The following is a 20,831-nucleotide window of genomic DNA, read 5'->3' on the forward strand; positions in this document are numbered from 1 at the left end:
CTCATATTTAAACTAGACTTTTAAGAATCGACCGAGCGATGTCGTCGATCCCCAGATCCCGATGAACGCACCGAGCGCAAGCAAGACGAGCGAGACTTGCGTCGTGAGTACCGATGGATCGATCAATTTAAATATATCACTATTCAGTTGATCTAGCGATGGTTGTAAAGCACCATATGCGACGTCATAGCCGAAATAAATGACCGCGATCGGGATGAGCGCGCCGAGCACACCGAGCAGAAGTCCCTCGATGAAGAATGGCCAGCGGATAAAGCTGTTTTTCGCTCCGACGAGACGCATGATCTCGATTTCGCGACGGCGTGAGAAGATCGTCATCTTGATCGTGTTCGAGATGAGGAACATCGCCATGAGCGTGAGTCCGACGATCAACACGAGTCCACCGATGCGGATCCCGTTGAAGAAGGCGAACATCTTATCGATATAGTCCTGACCGTACGTGACCTTATCGACGTTTTCGAGTGACTGGACCGCGTCGGCGACCGTCTCCGTGTTAAGCGGGTCTGATGCTTTGACGATGTAGCGGTCATGGAGCGGGTTGTCTTTCTCGACCGTTCCGTACGCGTTGGCGTCTTCCCCGAGCTGGTTGCGGAAGTTTTCGAGTTCCTCCTCTTTCGAGCTGAACGTCACCGAGGCGACGCCCGGGATCTGTTCTAAGTTCTCGCCTAGCTTCTCGACGTTCGCTTCCTCCGCTGTCCGTGTGACGAACACTTGGATCTCGACGTCGTTCTCGACGTTCTCTGAGATCTCGTTGACATTGAACATGACGAGGGCGAAGACGCCGACGAGTAACAAGGTGATGGTGACGGCACTGATGGCCGCAAACGACATCCAACCGTTGCGAAGCGTCCCTTTGAACCCTTCGCGTAAATGGCGTAGCCCACTTTTAAATATCATAGCCATATGCTCCTTTCTCTTCATCGCGGACGACTTTGCCATTTTCGATCGCGATGACGCGATGACGGATCTTATCGACGATGTCACGGTTATGTGTCGCCATGACGATCGTCGCCCCGCGGCGATGGATCTCTTGGAATACTTCCATGATGCCCCATGCCGTATCCGGGTCTAAGTTGCCGGTCGGCTCGTCGGCGATGATGAGCTTCGGCTTGTTGACGATGGCGCGGGCGATCGAGACACGTTGCTGTTCGCCACCCGACAGTTCGTCCGGATAGTTACGTGCCTTATGTTTAAGTCCGACTAAGTTTAAGACGTCCATGACTTGCTTACGCATCGTACCTGTGTCGGCCTGAACGACTTCGAGGGCGAACGCGACGTTCTCATACACCGTCAATGAAGGGAGCAGCTTATAATCTTGGAAGATGACGCCGAGCTGGCGGCGTAGTTTCGGGACGTGACGGTTTTTTAATTTCCCGACGTCGATCCCATCGATCAACAGTTGACCGTTCGACGGCTTCTCCTCCCGATAAATCATTTTCATGAACGTCGATTTCCCGGCGCCGGATGGTCCGACGACGTATAAAAATTCGCCGTCTTCGATCTTCAAATCGAGGTCGTCGACTGCGACGACACCGTTTGGATATACTTTACTAACTTTTTGCATCGAGATCATAACGTATTCCCTACCCTTTTTATAAATTTTTCATGCATCTATGACGAGTGTATAGTTGTTTAGTAAGTGAATATTTTCGCCTAGCCTCAGTTCTACACGATAACTAGTGATTCTGTCAAGGCACCGTCCAAGTTTCTTAACGGGTCAAGATTCATCAGATTCAGTAGTAGGAGCGCCTACAATTATAACAACCAGAATTTTAAATAACCATTACAGGATTGTTTCAGTTCGATTGAGTTCGGTGGGAAATTGTTGGATTGAACGTCCGTTTCACGTTGCAGTCACATTTGGTGAAACGCACATTCAAATAGGCACTCGCCGGGGCGAGTGCCTATGTTCAATCGTTCCGTTTATCGGTCGGACGTTTTTTCAACGCGTCGAACAACATCGCAAAATACCACATGCCAACGTTCGTCGTCATGGCGCCGACAGCAACAGGACGAACGCACCGATGAACGGCGACCAATCCAAACCACGGAATGCAAAAAACCACGGTTATCCCGTGGTCTTGATCCTTATTTCTTGTCGGCGAGCCAAGCCGCGACCGCTGTGATCTCTTCGTCGTCCTCGATCACGTTCGCAGGCATCGTGCCTTGTCCGTTTCGAATAATGTTCTCGATATCTTCAGCTGAGAGGCGTGCACCGACGTCCGTCAATGCCGGACCGCTCATGCCTTCCAAGTTCGCGCCGTGACAGGCTGCACAGTTTTGGGCGTATACCGCTTCCGCGTCGACCGAAGCCGTGTTCGAGCCCGTATCCCCATTGCTTGTCGTTTCTTCTTCATCGCCGCCGCACGCACCGAGCGTGAGCATGGCGCCGAGGCCGATGGCCATCATCCACTTCTTCATATAGGGTTCCCCTCCTAAGTTGTAGAAATTGCCTACATTATCCATTATAACCGTTTTGACAAGGCCTTTAACCTAATCTCACGAAAAGTACACAAAGATTCCACATCTCACGGGACGTTGCTATACCGTTTATCTGAGGTGAAACCTTGGCCCATCACCTCGTGCGCCTCGCTGAAGATGAGGAACGCGTCGGGGTCGATGCGGCGGATCAGGTCTCTCAACCGGCTCACCTCGTTCTGACGGACGACGACGAGGAGCATCGGCCGGTCGAGACGCGAATAGGCGCCGATCGCCTGGATCTCGGTCGCGCCCCGGTCGAGCTCGTCGAAGACGGCGCGCGTGATGACGTCACGCTTGTCCGAGATGACATACGCCATCTTGTCTTGCGTGAAGCCGAGCTGGACGAAGTCGATCATCTTGATCGTGATGTACAAGGCGATCAGCGCGTACAGTCCCGTCGTGAACGAGAACGTGACGGCCGCGACGACCACGACGGTCCCGTCGAGGATGGCGATACAGAGATAGAGCGGGATGTGGGTGAACTTATGTAGGATCTGGGCGAGTAAGTCCATCCCGCCGGTCGAGGCCCGGCCGCGGAAGATGAGTCCGAGGCCGATCCCGACACCGACGCCGCCGAACACGGCCGCGAGCAGCGTATCGTCGACCGCCGCGCCCGCACCGATCGCTTCATAAAACAAGATCACACCTGGTAAGAAGATCGAGCCGACGAGCGATTTGACGCCGAAGCCGAGCCCGAGGATCATCCAGCCGACGAGGAGGAGCAACACGTTCGAGACGAGCTGGAACGCCCCCGGCGAGATGCCGAACAGCTCGTACGTGATGATCGAGATCCCACTGACGCCGCCCGAGGCGATGTTGTTCGGGAACAGGAACAGACTGAACGCCGAGGCGACGAACACGGAACCGGTCAATAAGTAAATATAGTCTTTGACGATTTGCTTCATTAAAGAAATTCTCCTCTACATACAACGTGGCCCAAAGACGGACGTCTTTGAGCCACATGCATCACATATTTGTCTTACGGAGGTAAGCGTCGATGAAGCCCATGATGTCTCCATCCATGACGCCGCTCGTGTTCCCGACTTCATAACTCGTGCGGTGGTCTTTGACCATCGCATACGGGTGGAAGACGTATGAACGGATCTGGCTACCCCAGCCGATGTCTGTCTTCTCACCGCGGATCTCGTCGAGCTTGCGTTGCTGCTCATCGAGTTCGCGCTGGTACAGTTTCGCCTTGAGCATCTTCATCGCCGCTTCACGGTTCTTGATCTGCGAACGCTCGGCCTGACATGCGACGACGACACCCGTCGGCACGTGCGTGATCCGGACGGCCGAGTCGGTCGTGTTGATGTGCTGACCGCCGGCGCCCGAGGCGCGGTACGTGTCGATGCGGAGGTCTTCGGTTCTGATATCGATTTCGATATCGTCATCGAATTCCGGCATGACGTCGCACGAGACGAACGACGTGTGGCGGCGGCCTGACGAGTCGAATGGCGAGATCCGGACCAAGCGGTGGATCCCTTTCTCCGCTTTCAAGTAGCCGTAGGCGTTATGCCCGACGATGCGGAGCGTGACCGACTTGACGCCGGCCTCCTCGCCCGCGAGGTAGTCGACCGTCTCGACTTTCCAACCTTGTTTGTCCGCGAAACGCTGATACATGCGGAGGAGCATCGAGGCCCAGTCTTGCGACTCGGTACCGCCCGCACCCGGGTGCAGCTCGAGGATGGCGTTGTTCGTGTCATACGGTCCGTTCAAGAGGATCTCGAGTTCGAACGCGTCGAAGTCGGCCTTGAGCGCCATGACCATCTCTGAAAGATCACCTTGCATCTCGGCGTCCGGTTCTTCCTTGATGAGTTCGAGCGTAACTTCGCCGTCCTCGTGACCGTCCGCGAGCTCTTGATACTTGTCGACCATCGCTTTGAGCGCGTTCGACTCGTCGATGACTTTTTGTGCCTTCTCTTGGCTGTCCCAGAAGTCCGGGTACGTCATCTCGTTCTCGAGCTCGGCGATGCGCGCCTGTTTCTCTGATAAGTTAAGCGATTGTCTGTAATTTTCGAGGCGTTTTGCCATCGCCTCGAGTTCGTTCCGAATATCTGAAATTTCCATAGTGAGATTCACCTTTCCGTAGGAAAGAGGCGAGCAGGCTCGCCTCTTTAAAATTAAGCTTGTTGTTTGCCGTGACAGTTTTTAAACTTCTTGCCTGAACCACACCAGCACGGGTCGTTGCGCCCGAGGCGTTGGTCTTCTGAACGGCGGACCGGTTTTTTCTTCACCGGTGCGTCGTCCTTGCCAGACACCGCCACTTCCTCCTCGACGACTTTCTCGCGTCGGAGGTTGTCGCCGACCTCGGCACGGAGCACGAAGCCGGTCACTTCTTCCGAGATGGCCGCGTTCATCGCGTCAAACATGCTGACGCCTTCCGCCTGATACTCACGGAGCGGGTCGTTCTGTCCGTAAGCACGCAAGTGGATACCTTGACGAAGCTGGTCCATATGGTCGATGTGCGCCATCCAGTGCGAATCGACGGCACGGAGCACGATGATCTTCTCGAACTCGTTGAACCGTTCCGGCGGTGCGAGTTGACGTTTCGCCTCATATTGGGCGTTCGTCCGCTCAAGCAACAGCTCAGTGATCTCCTCGCGTTCTTTGCCGTAGAAGTCTTTCCCGGCGACCGCGTTCTCGAGGGCGAGCGTCTGGTTGGCCCAGTGCGCCAGCTCGTCGATGTTCCATTCTTCCGGCACGAGTTCGAGCGGCGTGTATTGCGCGACGCCCATCTCGACCGTCTCACGGATCATCGAGCGGACGATATCGGTGACCGATTCGTTCTCGAGGATGCTGGCCCGGTCTTTATACATGACTTTCCGTTGGTCGGCCATGACGTTGTCGTAACCGAGCAGCTGTTTACGGGCATCATAGTTGTTACCTTCGACACGTTTTTGGGCCGACTCGACCGCTTTCGAGACCATGCGGCTCTCGATCGGTTGCGTGTCGTCCATGCCGAGGCGCTCCATCATGCTCTGGAGGCTGTCGGTCCCGAAGCGGCGCATGAGCTCATCTTCGAGTGACAAGTAGAACTGCGATTTACCCGGGTCGCCTTGACGACCGGCCCGACCGCGGAGCTGGTTGTCGATCCGGCGCGACTCGTGGCGCTCGGTACCGACGATGTAAAGACCGCCGAGCCCGATGACACCTTCGCCGAGCTTGATGTCGGTTCCGCGTCCAGCCATGTTCGTCGCGATTGTGACCGAACCTTTTTGTCCGGCATTCTCGACGATTTCGGCTTCACGGGCGTGGTTTTTCGCGTTCAAGACTTCGTGCTTGATCTTCTTCTTCGTGAGCAGCTTGCTCAAATACTCAGACGTCTCGACGGCGACCGTACCGACGAGGACCGGTTGTCCGGTCGCGTGCGCCGAAGCAATCTCTTCGACGACGGCTTTGAACTTACCTTCCATCGACTTGAAGATGAGGTCAGAACCGTCTTCACGGACGATCGGCTTGTTCGTCGGGATCGTGACGACTTGCATGTTGTAGATGTTACGGAACTCTTCTTCCTCCGTCTTCGCCGTACCGGTCATCCCGGCCAGCTTCTCATACATCCGGAAGTAGTTTTGGTACGTGATCGTCGCGAGCGTCATCGATTCCCGTTGAATCTCGACGCCTTCTTTCGCCTCGATCGCCTGGTGCAGACCTTCCGAGTAGCGGCGTCCGTCCATGACCCGACCTGTGAACTGGTCGATGATCATGACTTGGCCGTCGCGGATCATATAGTCGACGTCATGATGCATGACGGCGTTCGCACGCAATGCGAGCCCGACGTGGTGGTTGACCGAGACGTGCTCGATCGCGAACAAGTTGTCGATGCCGAAGAACTTCTCGGCGAGGTCGACCCCTTTGTCCGTGAGTAACACCGATTTCGTCTTCACGTCGACCGTGTAGTCGTCTTCGAGCTTGAGCGTCCGGACGAACGCGTCGGCACGTGTGTACAATTCGGTCGATTTTTGGGCCGACCCTGAGATGATGAGCGGGGTCCGCGCCTCATCGACGAGGATCGAGTCGACTTCATCGACGATCGTGTAGTAGAGCTCACGCTGAACACGGTCTTCCTTATAAAGGACCATGTTGTCACGCAAGTAGTCGAACCCGAGTTCGTTGTTCGTCGAGTACGTGATGTCACAGTTGTACGCCGCCTGCTTCTCGACGCGGTCCATGTTCGAGACGTTCAGTCCGACCGAGAGGCCGAGCGCGAAGTAGAGCGGTTCCATGAGTTCTTTATCACGTTTCGCCAAATATTCGTTGACCGTCACGACGTGTACGCCACGGCCAGTCAGGGCGTTCAAGTAAACCGGGAGCGTCGCGACGAGCGTCTTCCCTTCACCGGTCTTCATCTCGGCGATGTCGCCGTTATGGAGCACATAGCCCCCGATGAGCTGGACGCGGTAGTGACGCATGCCGAGCACGCGTTCTGACGCCTCGCGACAGACCGCGAACGCTTCCGGAAGGATATCGTCAAGCGTTTCCCCTTTATCCAGACGCTCACGGAATTCGACAGACTTCGCCTGAAGTGCTTCGTCAGACAACGCCTTCGTCGGCTCAGCGAATGACTCGACTAAGTCGGCCGCTTTTTCTGCTTTTTTCAATACTCGTTTCTGTGGAGCAAATAAATCTTTCAAAAAGTTCGCCATACGTTTTATCTCCTCTGCACTCAGTCAAAAATGCATGTTTTTTCCCTAATGTACAGTTTAACCGAAGTGACCCACGCTTTCAAGGAAAGGCAAAACGAAACGGCCCTCCAAGTCGGAGGGCCGTGTGAATTCAAAGTTAGATTATTCAGGTTCGATCAAGCCGTATTTACCGTCTTTCCGACGATAGACGACGTTCGTGTTCCCGGTCTCCGCGTCTGAGAAGACGAAGAAACTGTGACCGAGCATGTCCATTTGAAGGATCGCTTCTTCCGTGTCCATCGGCTTGAGCGTGAACCGCTTCGTCCGCACGAGTTCGAGTTCTGCCTCGTCCTCATCGTACGCAGGAATGTCTTCAGAACCTTCGAGTGATTTGAAATACTCGCCGATCCCGCCTTCTTTGGCGCGTCCTTTACGGTTGAGCTTTGTTTTGTGTTTACGGATTTGACGTTCCAATTTGTCGACGACGAGGTCGATTGCCGCGTACATATCGAGGTTGGTTTCCTCAGCGCGAAGCAATAAGTTCGTCATCGGGATCGTCACTTCTACTTTTTGCTTTTCGTTGTACACTTTCAAGTTGACGTAAGCCGTCTGTGCATCCGTAGGAGTTGTGAAATACCGAGTCAACTTCTCCAGCTTTTTCTCGACATAGTCTTTGATGGCTGGTGTGACTTCAATGTTTTCGCCGCGAATGTTATAAATCATCTGAACTCCTCCTTAAAATAACCGCTTGAACCAATGATTCGTCATTTTGGACCGAATCTCCTGCCTCATTTCTTAAAAAGATCTTAAAAAGAAAGCGGAAGCGGGTGGCTCATATATAGTATACCCCGAATTCAGTTTATTTGAAAACGTTATCATCAGAAAATAATGACAATTTTGTTCCGATGCTCACGCCTGCAATCGAATCGGTTGTATAAAAAGAAGTTACCCGTTATCGCCGTTTTTAAACTCGTTTTCTTAAGAGAAAAATACTATGTAGACAAAACAAAAAACCGACTTCACGAGGAAGCCGGTTCACGGTTTGAAATTATAATTTTACAACGTTAGCCGCTTGTGGGCCGCGTTCGCCATCTACGATTTCAAACTCAACTTCTTGACCTTCGTCAAGAGCTTTGTAGCCGTCAGTTTGGATTGCTGAGAAGTGTACGAAAACGTCTTTGCCGCCTTCTACCTCGATGAAACCAAAACCTTTTTCTGAGTTAAACCATTTTACTTTACCTACCATGTGCAAATCCATTCCTTTCACCATTGAAGAATACAGAGGCTTTCCCTCTAGTAGTTATATTACCACCTTCTCGGTCACTATACAACCATTTTCTGCTATTTTGTAAATGAATCGTCTTTTGGCTTACATTGGAATTATATTTCCCTACTTTTCATATTGGCTTATTGAATTTACATTTTTTGTGATATATCATGGAAGGGATGATTTAGGTTTGTGCTTTTTTGAATATCGGCCGATCCTGAAAATCTAATACGAGGAGGATGGTGCAGCGTATGCGCCCCTACTATTCCGAGGAAAAATATCGCATCACGAAGCGAACCGTGGCGATCCTGCCTTGCTTTGACATGATGAAGCAATCGCGGATCATTCTCGAGGACGGCAGCGAGATCTCGACCCCGCTCCGGCCGTACCAGTTGCTGCAGCTCTCTTGCCGCCAGTACAACAGCTCGATCGAGGAACGGATCTTCGTCGCCAAACGCGTCGCCGGGGTCAAAGGCAAAGTGCCGGTCGTCATCGAACCGACGACGGGACTCGTCTTCTTCCCGACGAAATCACCGAAACGTGAAGATTGCGAATGGTACGCCTGGTCCCACATTCGGGACATCGTGACTGTCGAGGGTGCCCCGAACGGCGTGATCGTCACGAAAGACGGTCACCGCATCCAGACGAACGCGACCGCGTACGTCTTAAAAAACCAGATCAAAGCGACCGGCGAATTGGTCGCCCGGTTCCAACAACTGAACATGAGCCCTGCGCTCGAATCTTGACCTGCCTTCCGTCGTTTGACGGGAGGTTTTTTTATGGGGATTTTGCTTCACTTTTTGAAAAAGAGGTCGATATATTGGTCGAGGTGACAACTATGCAAATCCAAGCGCAACTCGCTACAACCGTAGCCGCGAACGCGGGTGTCCAGATGAACCGCGTCTATAAAGCTGAAATCGTCAAGCAGACCGGTCCTGACACGGCCATCGTCAAGGTCGGCGGCGAACAAGTCGAGGTCACGTTCAAGGACGGGCTACCGAAGACGAACCCGTTCCAACTGACGCTCGTCGAAGAGGACGGGGTGTTGCTCGGGACCGTCGTCGTCAAACCGGAAACGGAGACGGCGGACGCACCGGCGCCAGGGACGAAACCCGAGACGAAAGTCGATACGAAAATCCAAGCGCTGCTCGCATCGCTCCCGCCCGAGGTACGGAGCGCCGTCAGCCGCTTGATCCAATCGGGACGCCTGCCTATGAACGAGGACACGGTCCGCTTGCTCGAGACCGTCTTCAAAGGTGACATGCGCGATGCCGTCTTGTTCTTGCGCACGATGGACGCCCCCGTCGTCAAACCGGACGTCGCCCGTGACATCGCGGTCGCTTCATTAGATGAAGCGAAACGTCAACTGAAGGTACCGGCACCGGACGCACCGTACCCGCAAAAAGAGCGTTACGTCGAACTCGTCAACTTGTCGCGTCCGGCCACAGAACGGGTCACACCGACACCGGAGACGGTCGACCGGCTGATCAAAGAACTCCCGGCCACGCCATCCGCCCGCCCCGAACCGAGGGAAGCCTTGCCACCCGTAGGCGGACGTCAAGTCGTGGTCAAGGAAGTGACGACGCATCTCGCTGCCGTGACGAACACGTTCCGCGCAGAACAGGCGACCGTGACGAAACAGCTCGGACAAGTCGCGGCCCTCGTCGAATCGAAGCCGCATTTGGCCCGCCCTGCCTTAGAGACGGTCGGGACGCGTCTGACGCAGCTCATCCAAAAGACGGACGCCTTGTTACATACCGACGCTCGGCAAGAGAAAGCGCTCGTCGCGATGACGGCGAAGCTCGACGTCGCCTTGTCACTGTTGTCGACGAAGCCTGCCGAGAGTGCCGCCCTCATTAAAGACGTGCGCACCGCGTTGAACGAGTTCCGCTACGTGCCGAACCAGGTCCGCGTCGAATACATCTCGCATGGCGCCACTCGTGCTGGTGAGGTCCACGTGACACCGCTCCGCCTTGACGCCAACCTGTCGGGCCGCCACGTCCAAGAGACGGCGCAGCGCGTCCAGACCGCGTCGCAACAGGCGCAAGCACAAACGTCACAAGCCGTTCAGGCATCGGCCTTGTCGGTTCGTTCGGAAGCGGCATCACCGGAAGCTGCGCGCCTCGCCTCGTTCTTCCAAGTCCAACAGACGATCAACCGGCTCGACGGCGGGCAGCTCCATCAGCTCCTGCTCGCCCTGCCGGCGAAAGTCCAGGAGATCGACACCGGCATCCACGTCCACATCCAAAACCGGGAAGCAGGCGACGTCGTCGATTGGGAGAACAGTGTCCTCTACATCCGGCTCGAGACGCCTCGCTTAGGCGAGATCGGCGTGAAAGTCGAAGCGCTCGACCGCAACCTCCGGCTCACGCTCGAGCATGATGACCCGACGGTCGAACGGATCGCGCGACCGCTGCTCGGCAAGATCGAGACGACGCTCGAAGCGATCGGCTACCGGAGCGTGACGACCCAGTTCCGTCCGCTGACGAAAGCCGAGAAAGCCGAAGTCGAGCCAGAGCGCACGCCGACGACCGGCTATGACTTTAGAATCTAGGAGGCCCTTATGTATCAACGCATGGATTTGACGAAACGCAAGACGGCCGCCGTCGTCCGTTATGACGAGACGACCGACCGGGCCCCGATCATCGTCGCCCGCGGCACAGGTGCCGTCGCCGACAAGATTTTGGAAGAGGCACGCTCGCGCGGTGTGGCCATCGAGCACGACCATTCGCTCCTCGGCCACCTGCTCGACCTTGACCTCGGGGATGCCATCCCGCCGGAACTATATGACGTCATGGCCGAAGTGCTGCTTTTAATAGAAGAACTTGACTCGATCAAAGGAGAACAATCATGAATTCGAACCGATTATATGAAATGAGCCCGGAGGAGTTGACGCAAGCGATGCTCCACGCGCTCACCTACCATTACGAGACCGCGCTGACCGCGACGATCGCCGAGCGCAACCGTCATCTGCGCCAAGCGCGCGAACTGCTCGCTAAACTGTACCAAGGACTTCATGACGGCGGCGGCATCATCTCGGCCCAGCTCGAGGAAGTGTATTTGTATATGGCGAAAGGCAGCCTCGAGGCGCTGATCGAACAAGACTTAGGTAAAATCGAAGAGCTCCACTCGCTCGCGACCGACTTAGAGATGACGTGGGACGAGGCCATCGAAAAGGCCCGGCTCCAACCCGCACACGTAGGAGGAAACCGTTATGAAAATTACCAATAACATTCAAGCGTTGAAAGCCTATACGTCGCTGTCGCTCAACCAGACGACGATGAAGAAGACGATGGACCGCCTCTCGAGCGGCGTCCGTATCAACAAGGCGTCGGACGATGCGGCCGGCCTCGCCATCTCTGAGAAGATGCGGATGCGCCTCGACTCGTTGTCGATGGCCGAACGCAACACGCTCGACGGCATCTCGCTCACGCAGACGCTCGAAGGCGGCATGAACGAGACACACTCGCTCCTACAGCGCATGCGCGAACTGTCGGTCCAAGCTGCGAACGGGACGTTGAGCCCGGACGACACGAAAGCGATCCAAGAAGAGATCAACGCGCTGACAGAAGAAGTATCCCGGATCGCCGAGACGACCGAGTTCAACTCGAAGAAGATCATGAACGGTGACTATATCGAGGGGTACGAGACACTCTTCTTCCAACTCGGGGCCGGCAGCGGTGAAGGCGTCGTCTTGAACGTCGCCGATATGCGCGCGGAAGCGCTCGGGATCGACGGGATCGACGTCATGACGCAAGCCGGTGCGAGCGACGCCATCGCCAAGTTCGATAAAGCGATCAACGACGTCTCGCTCGAACGCTCGAAGCTCGGGGCCATCCAAAACCGGTTGGAAGCGAACGTCGGTGTCGTCACGATCGGTTCAGAGAACTTGACCGCGTCCGAGTCACGCATCCGCGACGCCGACATGGCCCGCGAGATGATGGACTTCGCCCGCCTCAACATCTTGAACCAGTCCGGCATGGCGATGATCGCCCAGTCGAACGCGTTGCCGCAAGGCGTGTTACAATTGTTGAACTAACTTACAGAAAGGACGAGGCCTGATGGACATTCGTCGAATTATGGAGACCCAATCGCTTCACGGCGCGGGCAAAGCCAAGCGTCCTGACGCGGAACCCGGCGTCTCGTTCCAGAACGTGATCGGACAAAAACGCGAAGACCGCGAGTACGAGCGCTTCCAGCGCCAAATCGCGGCCATTCACGATCAAGGTGAGCTCCTCGCCGAGAGCCAGACGGTCGAATCGCTCACCGAATATAAACGATTGATCAAAGACTTTATGAAAGACGCCGTTGACGCGGCGCTCAGCCTCGAAGACAAACGCGGGTTCAACCGCCGGGGCCGGGCCAAGATCTATAAGATCGTCGAGCAGGTCGACCAGAAACTGCTCGCACTGACGGACCAGGTCATCTCGGGGGAAGCGTCACGTCTGTCGCTCCTCGACCAAGTCGGTGAGATCCGCGGATTGCTCGTCAACGTGTACGTATGAGGTGACGTATGGCTGAACATTTGTTTTCGAAAAAAGTGAAATGTCCGTACTGTTTAAAGGAAAGCGTGACACCACGCATCTTATCGCGCCACATCCGGCCGCAAGAAGTCGCGAAGGACGGCTATACGACGTATGACGGCGAGAACCCGTACTTGTATGAGCCAGCCGTCTGCAGCCATTGCCACCTCGTCTTCCACGACTCGTTCGATAAAGTCCGCAAAAACAACCGCGAGGCGCTCGAGACGAACTATTTGTCCCGAATCAACCCGGAGACGCTCGAAGGCGACCGCACGCCCGAGCACGTCATCCAACTGTACAAGTTCGCCGTCATGACGGCGCAGCTGAGCGGACAGAAGCCGTCCGTCGTCGCCATGCTCGGGATGCGTCTCGTCTGGATGAACCGCTTGATCGGGAACGGGGCGGCCGAGAAGGAATGGATGCAGCGGACGCTCGATAAGTATAACGAGGTGCAGGAAGTGTATACCGACCAGATTCGGACCGGCCTGCCGTACGATCAGCTCATGTTGCGGATCGCCGACTTGTCGGCCGCCCTCGGCTTGTACGAGGATGCGCGGCGTTGGTACGGGATTTTGCTCGGTAGTAAGGAAGTCTCAGAACGAATCCGGACGCAAGCGAAGGATCATTGGGAAGATTTTCGGGCTGAGCACGCCTAAAAGGGAAAGCCGCGGCTTTCCCTTTTCGCATACAAAAAAACCGCGCTCATCCACTCACGGACAAACGCGATCGACCCTCTTAACGGATGAACCCCCAAACCGAAAGGAGATATGCGCGATATGACTCGCGACAAAACCTAAACAGGGCACCCAAGAACCGATCACGCGGTGGCGTCTTGCACGGTTCTACTCCATTATAAATCGCATTTCGTTATTTTACTATTGTTTTCACCGAAGATTTTTCGGGGTATTGTTTATAGGAATGAAAAGGAGGACGTCACATGTTTGAACAACGTTATCTAACCGAAGTACGAAGCATCTTTCAAGAACAGAAACAGCTCGCAGAAAGCGCGCTCAATCAAGTGAGCGACGACGACTTGCATCGCGTGCTCGCCCCGGACACGCTCTCGCTCGCCGTCATCGTGCAACATATCTCGAACAATATGTTATCACGTTGGACCGACTTCTTGACGACCGACGGCGAGAAACCGGACCGGAACCGCGACGCCGAGTTTGAGGATCAACAGTTGTCTCGCACCGAGCTGATGGCGACGTGGGACGAGCGTTGGCAACTGCTTGATGACGTCTTGGCGAGCCTGACACCGGACGACATCGGTAAGACCGTCTTCATCCGCGGCGAAGAGAAGAGCGTCATCTGGGCGATCGAGAAGCAAGTGTCGCACTATAGCTATCACGTCGGCCAGATCGTCTATTTGGCGAAGATATTCGCCGGGGCGAACTGGAACGTGTTGACGATTCCGTTGCCGCATCAGCGCTGACATGGCGGCGCGACTCGTCTTCCTCGCTTTTCTCGTCGTATCGACCGTGCTCCCGTTGTTCAGTTTTGACGGCTACTCGCTCGTCAGCCATACGACGAGCCACCTCGGTGCCCAAGCCTCTCCGCATGCTTGGGTCATGAACATCACCTTCATCGCTCTCGGGGTCGCGGCGGTGCTCGTCACGTTCACCACGCGCGTCCGCTATCACCAAGTGTTCGGGGCGTTGTTTGGGACTAGCCTGTTGTTGACCGGCATCTTTCATCACGCGCCGTTGATGGACGGCGTCCCGGTCGATCTGTTTCATGACCAGGTGCATTCCGTCTTCGCGAATGCGACCGGTTTTACGTTCACGCTCCTCGCGGCGGGGCACGGGTTCATGAGTCACGGTCGGCAACGCGTCTTCGGCTTTCTGTTGGCTGCCATCGCCGTCATCATCCCACTTTGCATGTGGCTAGCACCGGACTATATGGGGCTGTTGCAGCGGGCCATGTTCATCAGTGCGTTTTGGTGGTTGTTCTTTTATATGAAACCGGACGTCCGGAGATGAGGCTACGCTTCACGTCGCTCGGCTTTCGTGAACAGCCAGCCCAAAAGGAGGAATCAGCTCGCTGCAAGCAGTCGCTATCGACGTTTGTAGCGGGTTTTCAATAGTGTGAAAAACCCAACATAGTGACCGTCATCATCAGGAAGACAATCTTCCTTCGCATAGGGAAGCAGACAGCCGATACACTTCTTTATAAAAGCGGTCCACATCTTACTCACGGCCATTCCCGTGAACGCAATCATTTTATGAATGCGAAAAGCGTACCGAGTCAATGCTCGGCACGCCATGCTCATTTCGTCACATCAATCGTGTATTCATAGCGGTCCTCTGCAAGTTGCGCATAGTCCGCATCGAACGGTCCATCGACGACAAGTTTCAATTCGGTCAACTCTTCCGGCAGCGCCTTGACGAAGAAGAGCACGTTCCCTTCCTTCTTCACTTTACCGAGGAACTCGCCACCGACGTCATCCGAGAACCACATGTCGGCCGTCACTTGCTCCCCTGTGTTCGTGACGAGCGTCGCTTGGTTCGGATGGAAACTGACTGTATCGTCGACCGTGTTTTCAACGATGGCGTTGACGGCGACGACCGTCACTTCTTCTTGGCCGTCGAACGAATCACGATACGCTTCTGCGACTTGGAGCCGTGACGTCTGCACTTTATCGATGGTAAACGTCAGTGAAGCGATCGTCTCTTGAATGTCGAGCGCTTTGTTCTTCATGTAGATCGTGTTCGTCCCGAGCTCACTGTCTTGGACTTCCGTCTCCTCTTTCGTTTCCACTTCTTCTTGTGCAGCGGACTCTTTCGCTTCTTCTGCTACCACGACTTCTTCCGTATCGGTTGCTGTCGTTTTCAATTCGTCCGCCTCCCCGCAGCCGACGAGTAACGCTAGTGGTAAGGCAAATAGGAATCCGTATCGTTTCATGTTCATTCAAAATCTCTCCTTTTAAGTTGACGAGTTGTGGTTGATACAACGAGCATAACGGATTCATTCGCCTTACCTTGGCAATAAAAAGTAACAGGTCCATACCCCATCACAATAAAAAACAAGGCTCGCAATTGAGCCTTGTTTGGTCTTGACATCTATCCTCGAGCTTTTAAGTCTTCCTCTTCATACGGGTCAGGATTGTCCTCAATCGGTGCGTCATCTTCGACGTACGCCTCGAGTTTCGGGTCCCGTTCCACATATTCATCGTACGCCCCTTCTGGACCGTAGACGAAGTAACGACGATCTTTCGACGACTTAGGCTTTACCTTTTTCTCACTCATCTCGTTTCCCTCCCCTTTCCAGAACAGAAGCAACGGGTATAGTGGTATTTACCCGATATTTATCGGTTAAAGTGGTATTTATTCGATTTTATACGAAAACAGACGTGTTTGCATCCTCGTCATTCGTTGAAACATTTACCTGACCGTACTACCGACTGCCTTGTTGAGCGGCTTCTATCCATTGAACTCGTTCCAAGATGTACTGTACGTCTACATACAGTTCAATTTGACAGGGGTCATCTTATTTACCACCACATTCTTCATCTCAAAATTGTTAAGATACCGAAAGCCAGTCAAAGCAGAGTGAACACAAAACGAGCCTGGGGCATCCCCAAGCTCGTTTATGTCTGTTGGTCAAATAGTCCAGAAAAGTTCGAGTCGACGTCTTCGTACGGGTCGACGTACGACTTGACCGTCTTCCGTTCTTGCCGCGTCGTCCCGAGCGTCATCCCGAGTCGTTGATGCTCGGCTTCGATCAAGCGGGCGATCTTTTGACTGTCGTCGACGAGCTGACGGATGACTGTCTGATCGGCCGCTTCTAAGTCAGGACCATGCGCCGACAGCAGTTGTTCGCGGTCGTCGAGCAACTCATGGATCTGGTCCATCCACGTGTCGTACGTCGGCTCTTCTGGCACTTGCGCCAGCAAGTCTTTCAGCCGTTGCGTCTTGAGAATGATCTCATCGATCGGTCTCATCCTTGTTTCGCGAGTTTCATCGCTTCCTTCCACGTATCGCGGAGTTCGGTCGTGAAGTCGAGCACTTCGTCGAGAATCCTCGTATCGTTCTTCACGTTCGCGTCGACGAGACGGCGCCACAAGTATTCATAGAGCGAGTCCAAGTTCGCCGAGATAGCGATATCTTTATTTAAAGTTAGACGAAGCTCTTGGAAGATCGCTTGCGTCTTTTGGATATTCGTGTTCTTCAAGTCAGGATTGCCTTGCTCGAGCGCGAGTTTGGCGAGACGCGTGAACTTGAGCGCCCCGTCATACAGCATGAGCGTGAGTTCCTGTGGGTTCGCGGTCGTGACCGCGTTGTTTTGATATGCTGCGTATGGGTTGGCTACCATTTAAATTCCTCCTCTTACATGCCTCCGCCTAAGAACTGTTGCAACGATGCTGCTTGCGAATTCGCTTGGTTCATCGCCGTTTCCATCGCCGTGAAGCGACGGTAGTAGGCGTTTTCTTTATTGACGAGTAAATCGTTTAAGCGTTGAATCCGTGTATCAATTTGTGCCATCTCCCGGCCCATCGAGTACGTCGGGGCACCGGAACCGTCTGCACCGGCAATCCGTGTGATGGACGACCGTGAGTTGGTCGCGGCGTCGCGAATTTGCGGAAGCAATCCACTATCCGCATTCGTAAACAGCTGATACACTTGCTCCGGATCTTTCTCGATGGCGGCCTTGAGCTTCTCTTCGTTCAGCTCGATTTTCCCGCCGTTCGTGAAGTCAGCACCGGTCGAGAGACCGATTTGGAACAGCTGCTTCATCGTATCGTCATTCGTCGAAGACGATGTACTCGACCACTTACTGCGCATCGTGTCCATGGCACTGCGAACAATCGTATCGCCGCGCAGCATTCCACTCATCGCTTTTTCTTCCCATTTCTTGATCTCATCATCAGATAGTTCATCGCGTTGGGCTTGTGTGAGCGGAGCAAATGAACGGAAACGATCTTCTTTGACTTTCTTGTTCATCAGATCAATCGTCTCGTTATACTTGTCGACGAACCCTTTAATGTTGTCGAAGATTTTTTGTGTATCGGTGGCTGCAGATAAAGTAACTGGCGACGGGTTATCGACAGCTTTAAACTCAGACTTAAGTGTAATCGTCATATTGTCGATTGTCACCGTATTCGAGCTCCTTGTTAACTGAATCCCATTCACATTAAAAATTGCATCTTCACCTTTAATGTTGCTTGCAACACTTGCGTTAAAAAATGTTGATGCAGCACCAGTAAAAGCAATCGTCGACTCGCTTCCTGTGTTTCGATGAGTTAATGCCAATTCCCCAGAAGCTTCGTTAAAGAATGCAGAGAAATTCGTGTCTTTTGAACTCAATTGTGTGATAACATCACTGAATTTCGCATTATGTCCGACTGTCAGTTTTGCTGGTGTACCGCCGTCCTTATTCACATACTCAATTTTATAGCCAGATTCGTACTTTAGTTCAGCACCTTCAGCAATAGGTGTATTGAACGTTACTTTTCCCGTTACGGAATCGTAAGTATAATCTGTCATAGCTACTTCAGCATCATCAAGGAATAGTTTTCCGCCATCATTCAATTTTGTGTTCAACGTGACTTCAGTAGGGCTACCAGTAAACGCTTGAACTTTAGTGTTTATATCTAGGTTTAAATCTTTTGCTAAAGTTTCTCGCGTAACTAAGTTATTATTCTTATCTCTTAATTGAACAATATGACTCGCAGAAGTTGCTAAGTTTTCTACACTTCGAATCTCAAGTGCAGCGTTCCCACTTGATGGTGAAGAAGTTACTTCGACACGAGACGTGTCAGATGACGATGAGGTTTTAGCCTGAAAATTACGACTAAACGAAAGGTCGACGGCACTGTTACGAAGTGTCATAAGCGAGCGGTTGATTTCGCGATAAGCATCGCGTTTCCACTCAGTCGTTTGCTTTTTCTGTTCGAGCTTATCGACCGGTGCCCGTTCGACTTGCATCAATTGCTTAATAATTGTATCGGTATCAATTCCACTGGCGAGTCCGCCAAATCGGATTGGTGATGTCATAGTTAGCCTCCTTTAGACACGTTCATCGAATAGTTGATTAAACTCCATGAACGCCGCAAAGAAGTCGAGTGACTTCTTGCTTGGAATCTCGCGGATGACTTCGTTGTTCGTATCCACGATTTGAATATAATAATCGTTCAATTTTTCATGTTTCATAAACTTTAAGCCAGTACGTTGTTGTTCTAAAACTTGATTCGCCTTCTCGACAGCCACCTCTAACTTGGTGACGTGTTGAGGCGTCGGTAAAATAACGATGCCTTCGTCGGCAAGGCGAGCATGGTTCGCTTCGACGAACACGTTTTTCGTTTGTTCATACGGCAATACAGAAGATGGTAGGTGAAGCCGGACTTCAGAGATGGTCGGGTTCATAAGCTTCTGCTCCTCTTATAATTGTTCTCATAGACTTTATCGGTTCATTCGCCATCAGTTTGCAGTATTTTGCTGAAATGGCTCCTGCTTTTCACGTTCTAAATAGACCAGGTGTGCTTGTAGTTCCTGAAATTGCTCATTCAATTGTAGTCGCCTCTTATCCTCACATTGTGTCGCCTCAATCGCGATTGAACGCATCGTCCGTAAGACGTCCTCAACTTCCGTCAATCGTTCTTGTTCAATCTGAATTGCATGTAGTTGCTTCTGTAATTCGTTAATCATCTGTACACCTTCTCTCAGTGTATGTATCGACTTGTCAATCAAAAAGTTGATTCGAGCTAGTCCATTATTGAAACCGGTCCGCTGTTCAAAACGGGAATAAATAAATTAAGGCTACTATTTCGTAAAGGAGAGAGCATCGATGGACTGGGAAGGACTGTCAGAGGAGCAAGTCGCCATATTAGTCGCTAGTATTTTAGGGGATGGAGAAATCACGAAATGCTACGTGTACGATCGACGCGTGAATAACAGCTACCGCGAACATTTTAGTATGGGTCAACTAAGTTATCGGGAGTGGAAGCAACGAAAACTTCCAGATTTATTGTATTTACGAGGAAACAACCTAGTATCTCGTTCGATGCCACTCATGACGAGACTGTTCCCATTTTTCTATCCGGAAAATAAAAAGCAAATCCCGTTCGAATTGCTCAAAGACATTCGTCACCCTTCATTTCTACTCACACTCTATCTGGATGACGGTTCCCTACTATTGAGTAAACGGTTCAACCACAACAAAAAGGAAATACAATTCACACCACACATTGCCTTGTACTTACAAGCGTTCTCTAAAGAACAGTTAGAGCGATTGGCAGGTTTCTTATTTGAACGCTTTAACATCAATGTACGGACGTCAGGTACGCCAAGTGGGACAGTTTATTACCTAAAGACGACCAAAGTCACAGATACATTTAACATTCTTGCTGTGTTGAAACCTTATCTGACTGAGTTGCCAGACTTTGCGTATAAATTAAATTGGGAGACGCGTCTTGCTTCAGAAATCGCTCAATACAAAATCTCACATCCCGATTACACCGTCCGGGTATCAATCCCAGCCCGTCCATATTCAAGTGAAGAAATCGCTTCGTTGATTGAATGGAAACATCAAAAAGTCACAGACCGTGAGATTGCTCGACGCTTAGACCGAACATATTGGTCGGTCGTTTATAAATGGCAAGACGTGAAAAACCGTGAAGCATAGGCTCCACGGTTTCTAGTATAACTTTTAAATAGTCAATTGCTATATTAACGGAGCAATTGAAGTACAGCTTGAGGCTGTTGATTTGCTTGCAGATATCCATATCTTTCAATATGGTCCAGACTATATCTTCACCCTTTTACAACACTGATATAATATCAAATATTATTGTAAAATAGGGGCTGGGCACTTCCCTCGCCGTTTACGAGGTACGGATCTCATAACCATGGACGGTAAGTCGGTAGGTCGTTCATCCTAGTCGTTGAACCTTCATCACAGTTTCCTGACAGATGCTTGGCT

Annotated in this window: 25 protein-coding genes; 10 read left to right on the plus strand and 15 right to left on the minus strand. The window is 52.6% G+C overall.

What is annotated here, in order from left to right:
• Nucleotides 1–12 precede the first annotated feature (12 nt).
• From ftsX to cspD, 8 genes are all read right to left on the minus strand, one after another.
• The gene (gene ftsX, locus EVJ26_RS04180; protein WP_131455802.1) at nt 13–915 is read right to left on the minus strand and encodes a permease-like cell division protein FtsX; all 903 of its coding nucleotides are present in this window, start codon (nt 913–915) and stop codon (nt 13–15) included.
• Nucleotides 905–1,591 (minus strand): cell division ATP-binding protein FtsE, encoded by a 687-nt coding sequence (ftsE, locus tag EVJ26_RS04185; protein WP_131455800.1) that lies wholly within the window; start codon nt 1,589–1,591, stop codon nt 905–907. Before ftsE ends, ftsX begins: the two co-directional genes overlap by 11 nt.
• Nucleotides 1,592–2,106: 515 nt before the next feature.
• Complete coding sequence (gene cccB / locus EVJ26_RS04190) at nt 2,107–2,439, minus strand: cytochrome c551 (protein ID WP_131455798.1); 333 nt, start codon at nt 2,437–2,439, stop codon at nt 2,107–2,109.
• A gap of 107 nt (nt 2,440–2,546) precedes the next feature.
• Entirely contained in the window at nt 2,547–3,404 is an 858-nt protein-coding gene (locus EVJ26_RS04195; RefSeq protein WP_071397984.1) for a YitT family protein, read from the minus strand.
• Between the two features lie 61 nt (nt 3,405–3,465).
• Nucleotides 3,466–4,566, minus strand: coding sequence for a peptide chain release factor 2 (prfB, locus tag EVJ26_RS04200; RefSeq protein ID WP_131455796.1), 1,101 nt, complete (start codon nt 4,564–4,566; stop codon nt 3,466–3,468).
• Nucleotides 4,567–4,619: 53 nt separating this feature from the next.
• A complete protein-coding gene (gene secA / locus EVJ26_RS04205; RefSeq protein WP_131455794.1) occupies nt 4,620–7,142 on the minus strand; it encodes a preprotein translocase subunit SecA in 2,523 nt (840 codons plus the stop codon).
• Between the two features lie 141 nt (nt 7,143–7,283).
• On the minus strand, nt 7,284–7,844 hold the full coding sequence (gene hpf, locus EVJ26_RS04210; protein WP_016508657.1) for a ribosome hibernation-promoting factor, HPF/YfiA family: 561 nt from the start codon (nt 7,842–7,844) through the stop codon (nt 7,284–7,286).
• 325 nt (nt 7,845–8,169) lie between these two features.
• Nucleotides 8,170–8,367, minus strand: a complete 198-nt coding sequence (cspD, locus tag EVJ26_RS04215) for a cold-shock protein CspD (RefSeq protein WP_035386012.1) — start codon at nt 8,365–8,367, stop codon at nt 8,170–8,172.
• Nucleotides 8,368–8,639: 272 nt separating this feature from the next.
• Between cspD and EVJ26_RS04220 the strand changes: the two genes are divergently transcribed.
• From EVJ26_RS04220 to EVJ26_RS04260, 9 genes are all read left to right on the plus strand, one after another.
• The gene (locus tag EVJ26_RS04220; protein ID WP_070328670.1) at nt 8,640–9,134 is read left to right on the plus strand and encodes a competence protein ComK; all 495 of its coding nucleotides are present in this window, start codon (nt 8,640–8,642) and stop codon (nt 9,132–9,134) included.
• 92 nt (nt 9,135–9,226) lie between these two features.
• Nucleotides 9,227–10,942 (plus strand): hypothetical protein, encoded by a 1,716-nt coding sequence (locus tag EVJ26_RS04225; RefSeq protein WP_236635491.1) that lies wholly within the window; start codon nt 9,227–9,229, stop codon nt 10,940–10,942.
• 9 nt (nt 10,943–10,951) lie between these two features.
• Entirely contained in the window at nt 10,952–11,242 is a 291-nt protein-coding gene (locus tag EVJ26_RS04230; protein WP_071397988.1) for an EscU/YscU/HrcU family type III secretion system export apparatus switch protein, read from the plus strand.
• Nucleotides 11,239–11,619 carry a flagellar export chaperone FliS gene (locus EVJ26_RS04235; protein WP_131469829.1) on the plus strand — a complete coding sequence of 127 codons (381 nt, stop codon included), beginning with the start codon at nt 11,239–11,241 and terminating at the stop codon, nt 11,617–11,619. The genes EVJ26_RS04230 and EVJ26_RS04235 overlap by 4 nt, the downstream gene beginning before the upstream one ends.
• On the plus strand, nt 11,603–12,427 hold the full coding sequence (locus tag EVJ26_RS04240; RefSeq protein ID WP_131469831.1) for a flagellin N-terminal helical domain-containing protein: 825 nt from the start codon (nt 11,603–11,605) through the stop codon (nt 12,425–12,427). Before EVJ26_RS04235 ends, EVJ26_RS04240 begins: the two co-directional genes overlap by 17 nt.
• Nucleotides 12,428–12,449: 22 nt before the next feature.
• Nucleotides 12,450–12,893: a YaaR family protein gene (locus EVJ26_RS04245; RefSeq protein WP_016508634.1), complete on the plus strand. Its 444-nt coding sequence runs from the start codon at nt 12,450–12,452 to the stop codon at nt 12,891–12,893.
• Nucleotides 12,894–12,901: 8 nt separating this feature from the next.
• On the plus strand, nt 12,902–13,567 hold the full coding sequence (locus tag EVJ26_RS04250) for a DUF2225 domain-containing protein (RefSeq protein ID WP_131469833.1): 666 nt from the start codon (nt 12,902–12,904) through the stop codon (nt 13,565–13,567).
• A gap of 281 nt (nt 13,568–13,848) precedes the next feature.
• Entirely contained in the window at nt 13,849–14,346 is a 498-nt protein-coding gene (locus EVJ26_RS04255) for a DUF1572 family protein (RefSeq protein WP_131469835.1), read from the plus strand.
• 1 nt (nt 14,347) lies between these two features.
• The gene (locus tag EVJ26_RS04260) at nt 14,348–14,893 is read left to right on the plus strand and encodes a DUF998 domain-containing protein (RefSeq protein WP_131469837.1); all 546 of its coding nucleotides are present in this window, start codon (nt 14,348–14,350) and stop codon (nt 14,891–14,893) included.
• A gap of 286 nt (nt 14,894–15,179) precedes the next feature.
• Here EVJ26_RS04260 and EVJ26_RS04265 read toward each other — a convergent pair whose 3' ends face one another.
• From EVJ26_RS04265 to EVJ26_RS04295, 7 genes are all read right to left on the minus strand, one after another.
• Nucleotides 15,180–15,821, minus strand: a complete 642-nt coding sequence (locus EVJ26_RS04265; RefSeq protein ID WP_131469838.1) for a DUF4352 domain-containing protein — start codon at nt 15,819–15,821, stop codon at nt 15,180–15,182.
• A 152-nt stretch (nt 15,822–15,973) separates the two neighbouring features.
• Nucleotides 15,974–16,159, minus strand: a complete 186-nt coding sequence (locus EVJ26_RS04270) for a hypothetical protein (protein WP_131441372.1) — start codon at nt 16,157–16,159, stop codon at nt 15,974–15,976.
• A 341-nt stretch (nt 16,160–16,500) separates the two neighbouring features.
• Nucleotides 16,501–16,854, minus strand: coding sequence for a flagellar protein FliT (locus tag EVJ26_RS04275; RefSeq protein ID WP_070328660.1), 354 nt, complete (start codon nt 16,852–16,854; stop codon nt 16,501–16,503).
• The gene (gene fliS / locus EVJ26_RS04280; protein ID WP_131469840.1) at nt 16,851–17,225 is read right to left on the minus strand and encodes a flagellar export chaperone FliS; all 375 of its coding nucleotides are present in this window, start codon (nt 17,223–17,225) and stop codon (nt 16,851–16,853) included. The genes EVJ26_RS04275 and fliS overlap by 4 nt, the downstream gene beginning before the upstream one ends.
• Before the next feature lie 14 nt (nt 17,226–17,239).
• A complete protein-coding gene (gene fliD / locus EVJ26_RS04285) occupies nt 17,240–18,907 on the minus strand; it encodes a flagellar filament capping protein FliD (protein WP_131469842.1) in 1,668 nt (555 codons plus the stop codon).
• A gap of 12 nt (nt 18,908–18,919) precedes the next feature.
• Nucleotides 18,920–19,276 (minus strand): flagellar protein FlaG, encoded by a 357-nt coding sequence (locus tag EVJ26_RS04290; protein ID WP_131469844.1) that lies wholly within the window; start codon nt 19,274–19,276, stop codon nt 18,920–18,922.
• A gap of 54 nt (nt 19,277–19,330) precedes the next feature.
• Nucleotides 19,331–19,558 carry a hypothetical protein gene (locus EVJ26_RS04295; RefSeq protein WP_131469846.1) on the minus strand — a complete coding sequence of 76 codons (228 nt, stop codon included), beginning with the start codon at nt 19,556–19,558 and terminating at the stop codon, nt 19,331–19,333.
• Nucleotides 19,559–19,697: 139 nt separating this feature from the next.
• Here EVJ26_RS04295 and EVJ26_RS04300 point away from each other — a divergent pair, with 139 nt between their 5' ends.
• The gene (locus EVJ26_RS04300) at nt 19,698–20,534 is read left to right on the plus strand and encodes an endonuclease (RefSeq protein ID WP_131469848.1); all 837 of its coding nucleotides are present in this window, start codon (nt 19,698–19,700) and stop codon (nt 20,532–20,534) included.
• The last annotated feature ends 297 nt before the right edge of the window (nt 20,535–20,831 follow it).

Source organism: Exiguobacterium sp. SH3S1 (genome assembly GCF_004337105.1).
In the GTDB taxonomy this organism is placed as follows: domain Bacteria; phylum Bacillota; class Bacilli; order Exiguobacteriales; family Exiguobacteriaceae; genus Exiguobacterium; species Exiguobacterium aurantiacum_A.

Excerpts from the sequence above, each read along its gene's own strand:
- EVJ26_RS04235 (WP_131469829.1), top strand. The coding sequence starts at position 11,239 with ATGAATTCGAACCGATTATATGAAATGAGCCCGGAGGAGTTGACGCAA.
- EVJ26_RS04290 (WP_131469844.1), bottom strand. The coding sequence starts at position 19,276 with ATGAACCCGACCATCTCTGAAGTCCGGCTTCACCTACCATCTTCTGTA.
- EVJ26_RS04255 (WP_131469835.1), top strand. The coding sequence starts at position 13,849 with ATGTTTGAACAACGTTATCTAACCGAAGTACGAAGCATCTTTCAAGAA.
- EVJ26_RS04225 (WP_236635491.1), top strand. The coding sequence starts at position 9,227 with ATGCAAATCCAAGCGCAACTCGCTACAACCGTAGCCGCGAACGCGGGT.
- ftsX (WP_131455802.1), bottom strand. The coding sequence starts at position 915 with ATGATATTTAAAAGTGGGCTACGCCATTTACGCGAAGGGTTCAAAGGG.
- cspD (WP_035386012.1), bottom strand. The coding sequence starts at position 8,367 with ATGGTAGGTAAAGTAAAATGGTTTAACTCAGAAAAAGGTTTTGGTTTC.
- EVJ26_RS04300 (WP_131469848.1), top strand. The coding sequence starts at position 19,698 with ATGGACTGGGAAGGACTGTCAGAGGAGCAAGTCGCCATATTAGTCGCT.
- hpf (WP_016508657.1), bottom strand. The coding sequence starts at position 7,844 with ATGATTTATAACATTCGCGGCGAAAACATTGAAGTCACACCAGCCATC.
- EVJ26_RS04240 (WP_131469831.1), top strand. The coding sequence starts at position 11,603 with ATGAAAATTACCAATAACATTCAAGCGTTGAAAGCCTATACGTCGCTG.
- EVJ26_RS04270 (WP_131441372.1), bottom strand. The coding sequence starts at position 16,159 with ATGAGTGAGAAAAAGGTAAAGCCTAAGTCGTCGAAAGATCGTCGTTAC.
- EVJ26_RS04245 (WP_016508634.1), top strand. The coding sequence starts at position 12,450 with ATGGACATTCGTCGAATTATGGAGACCCAATCGCTTCACGGCGCGGGC.
- fliD (WP_131469842.1), bottom strand. The coding sequence starts at position 18,907 with ATGACATCACCAATCCGATTTGGCGGACTCGCCAGTGGAATTGATACC.
- EVJ26_RS04295 (WP_131469846.1), bottom strand. The coding sequence starts at position 19,558 with ATGATTAACGAATTACAGAAGCAACTACATGCAATTCAGATTGAACAA.
- prfB (WP_131455796.1), bottom strand. The coding sequence starts at position 4,566 with ATGGAAATTTCAGATATTCGGAACGAACTCGAGGCGATGGCAAAACGC.
- secA (WP_131455794.1), bottom strand. The coding sequence starts at position 7,142 with ATGGCGAACTTTTTGAAAGATTTATTTGCTCCACAGAAACGAGTATTG.
- EVJ26_RS04220 (WP_070328670.1), top strand. The coding sequence starts at position 8,640 with ATGCGCCCCTACTATTCCGAGGAAAAATATCGCATCACGAAGCGAACC.
- EVJ26_RS04195 (WP_071397984.1), bottom strand. The coding sequence starts at position 3,404 with ATGAAGCAAATCGTCAAAGACTATATTTACTTATTGACCGGTTCCGTG.
- fliS (WP_131469840.1), bottom strand. The coding sequence starts at position 17,225 with ATGGTAGCCAACCCATACGCAGCATATCAAAACAACGCGGTCACGACC.
- EVJ26_RS04275 (WP_070328660.1), bottom strand. The coding sequence starts at position 16,854 with ATGAGACCGATCGATGAGATCATTCTCAAGACGCAACGGCTGAAAGAC.
- EVJ26_RS04265 (WP_131469838.1), bottom strand. The coding sequence starts at position 15,821 with ATGAACATGAAACGATACGGATTCCTATTTGCCTTACCACTAGCGTTA.
- EVJ26_RS04250 (WP_131469833.1), top strand. The coding sequence starts at position 12,902 with ATGGCTGAACATTTGTTTTCGAAAAAAGTGAAATGTCCGTACTGTTTA.
- EVJ26_RS04230 (WP_071397988.1), top strand. The coding sequence starts at position 10,952 with ATGTATCAACGCATGGATTTGACGAAACGCAAGACGGCCGCCGTCGTC.
- ftsE (WP_131455800.1), bottom strand. The coding sequence starts at position 1,591 with ATGATCTCGATGCAAAAAGTTAGTAAAGTATATCCAAACGGTGTCGTC.
- EVJ26_RS04260 (WP_131469837.1), top strand. The coding sequence starts at position 14,348 with ATGGCGGCGCGACTCGTCTTCCTCGCTTTTCTCGTCGTATCGACCGTG.
- cccB (WP_131455798.1), bottom strand. The coding sequence starts at position 2,439 with ATGAAGAAGTGGATGATGGCCATCGGCCTCGGCGCCATGCTCACGCTC.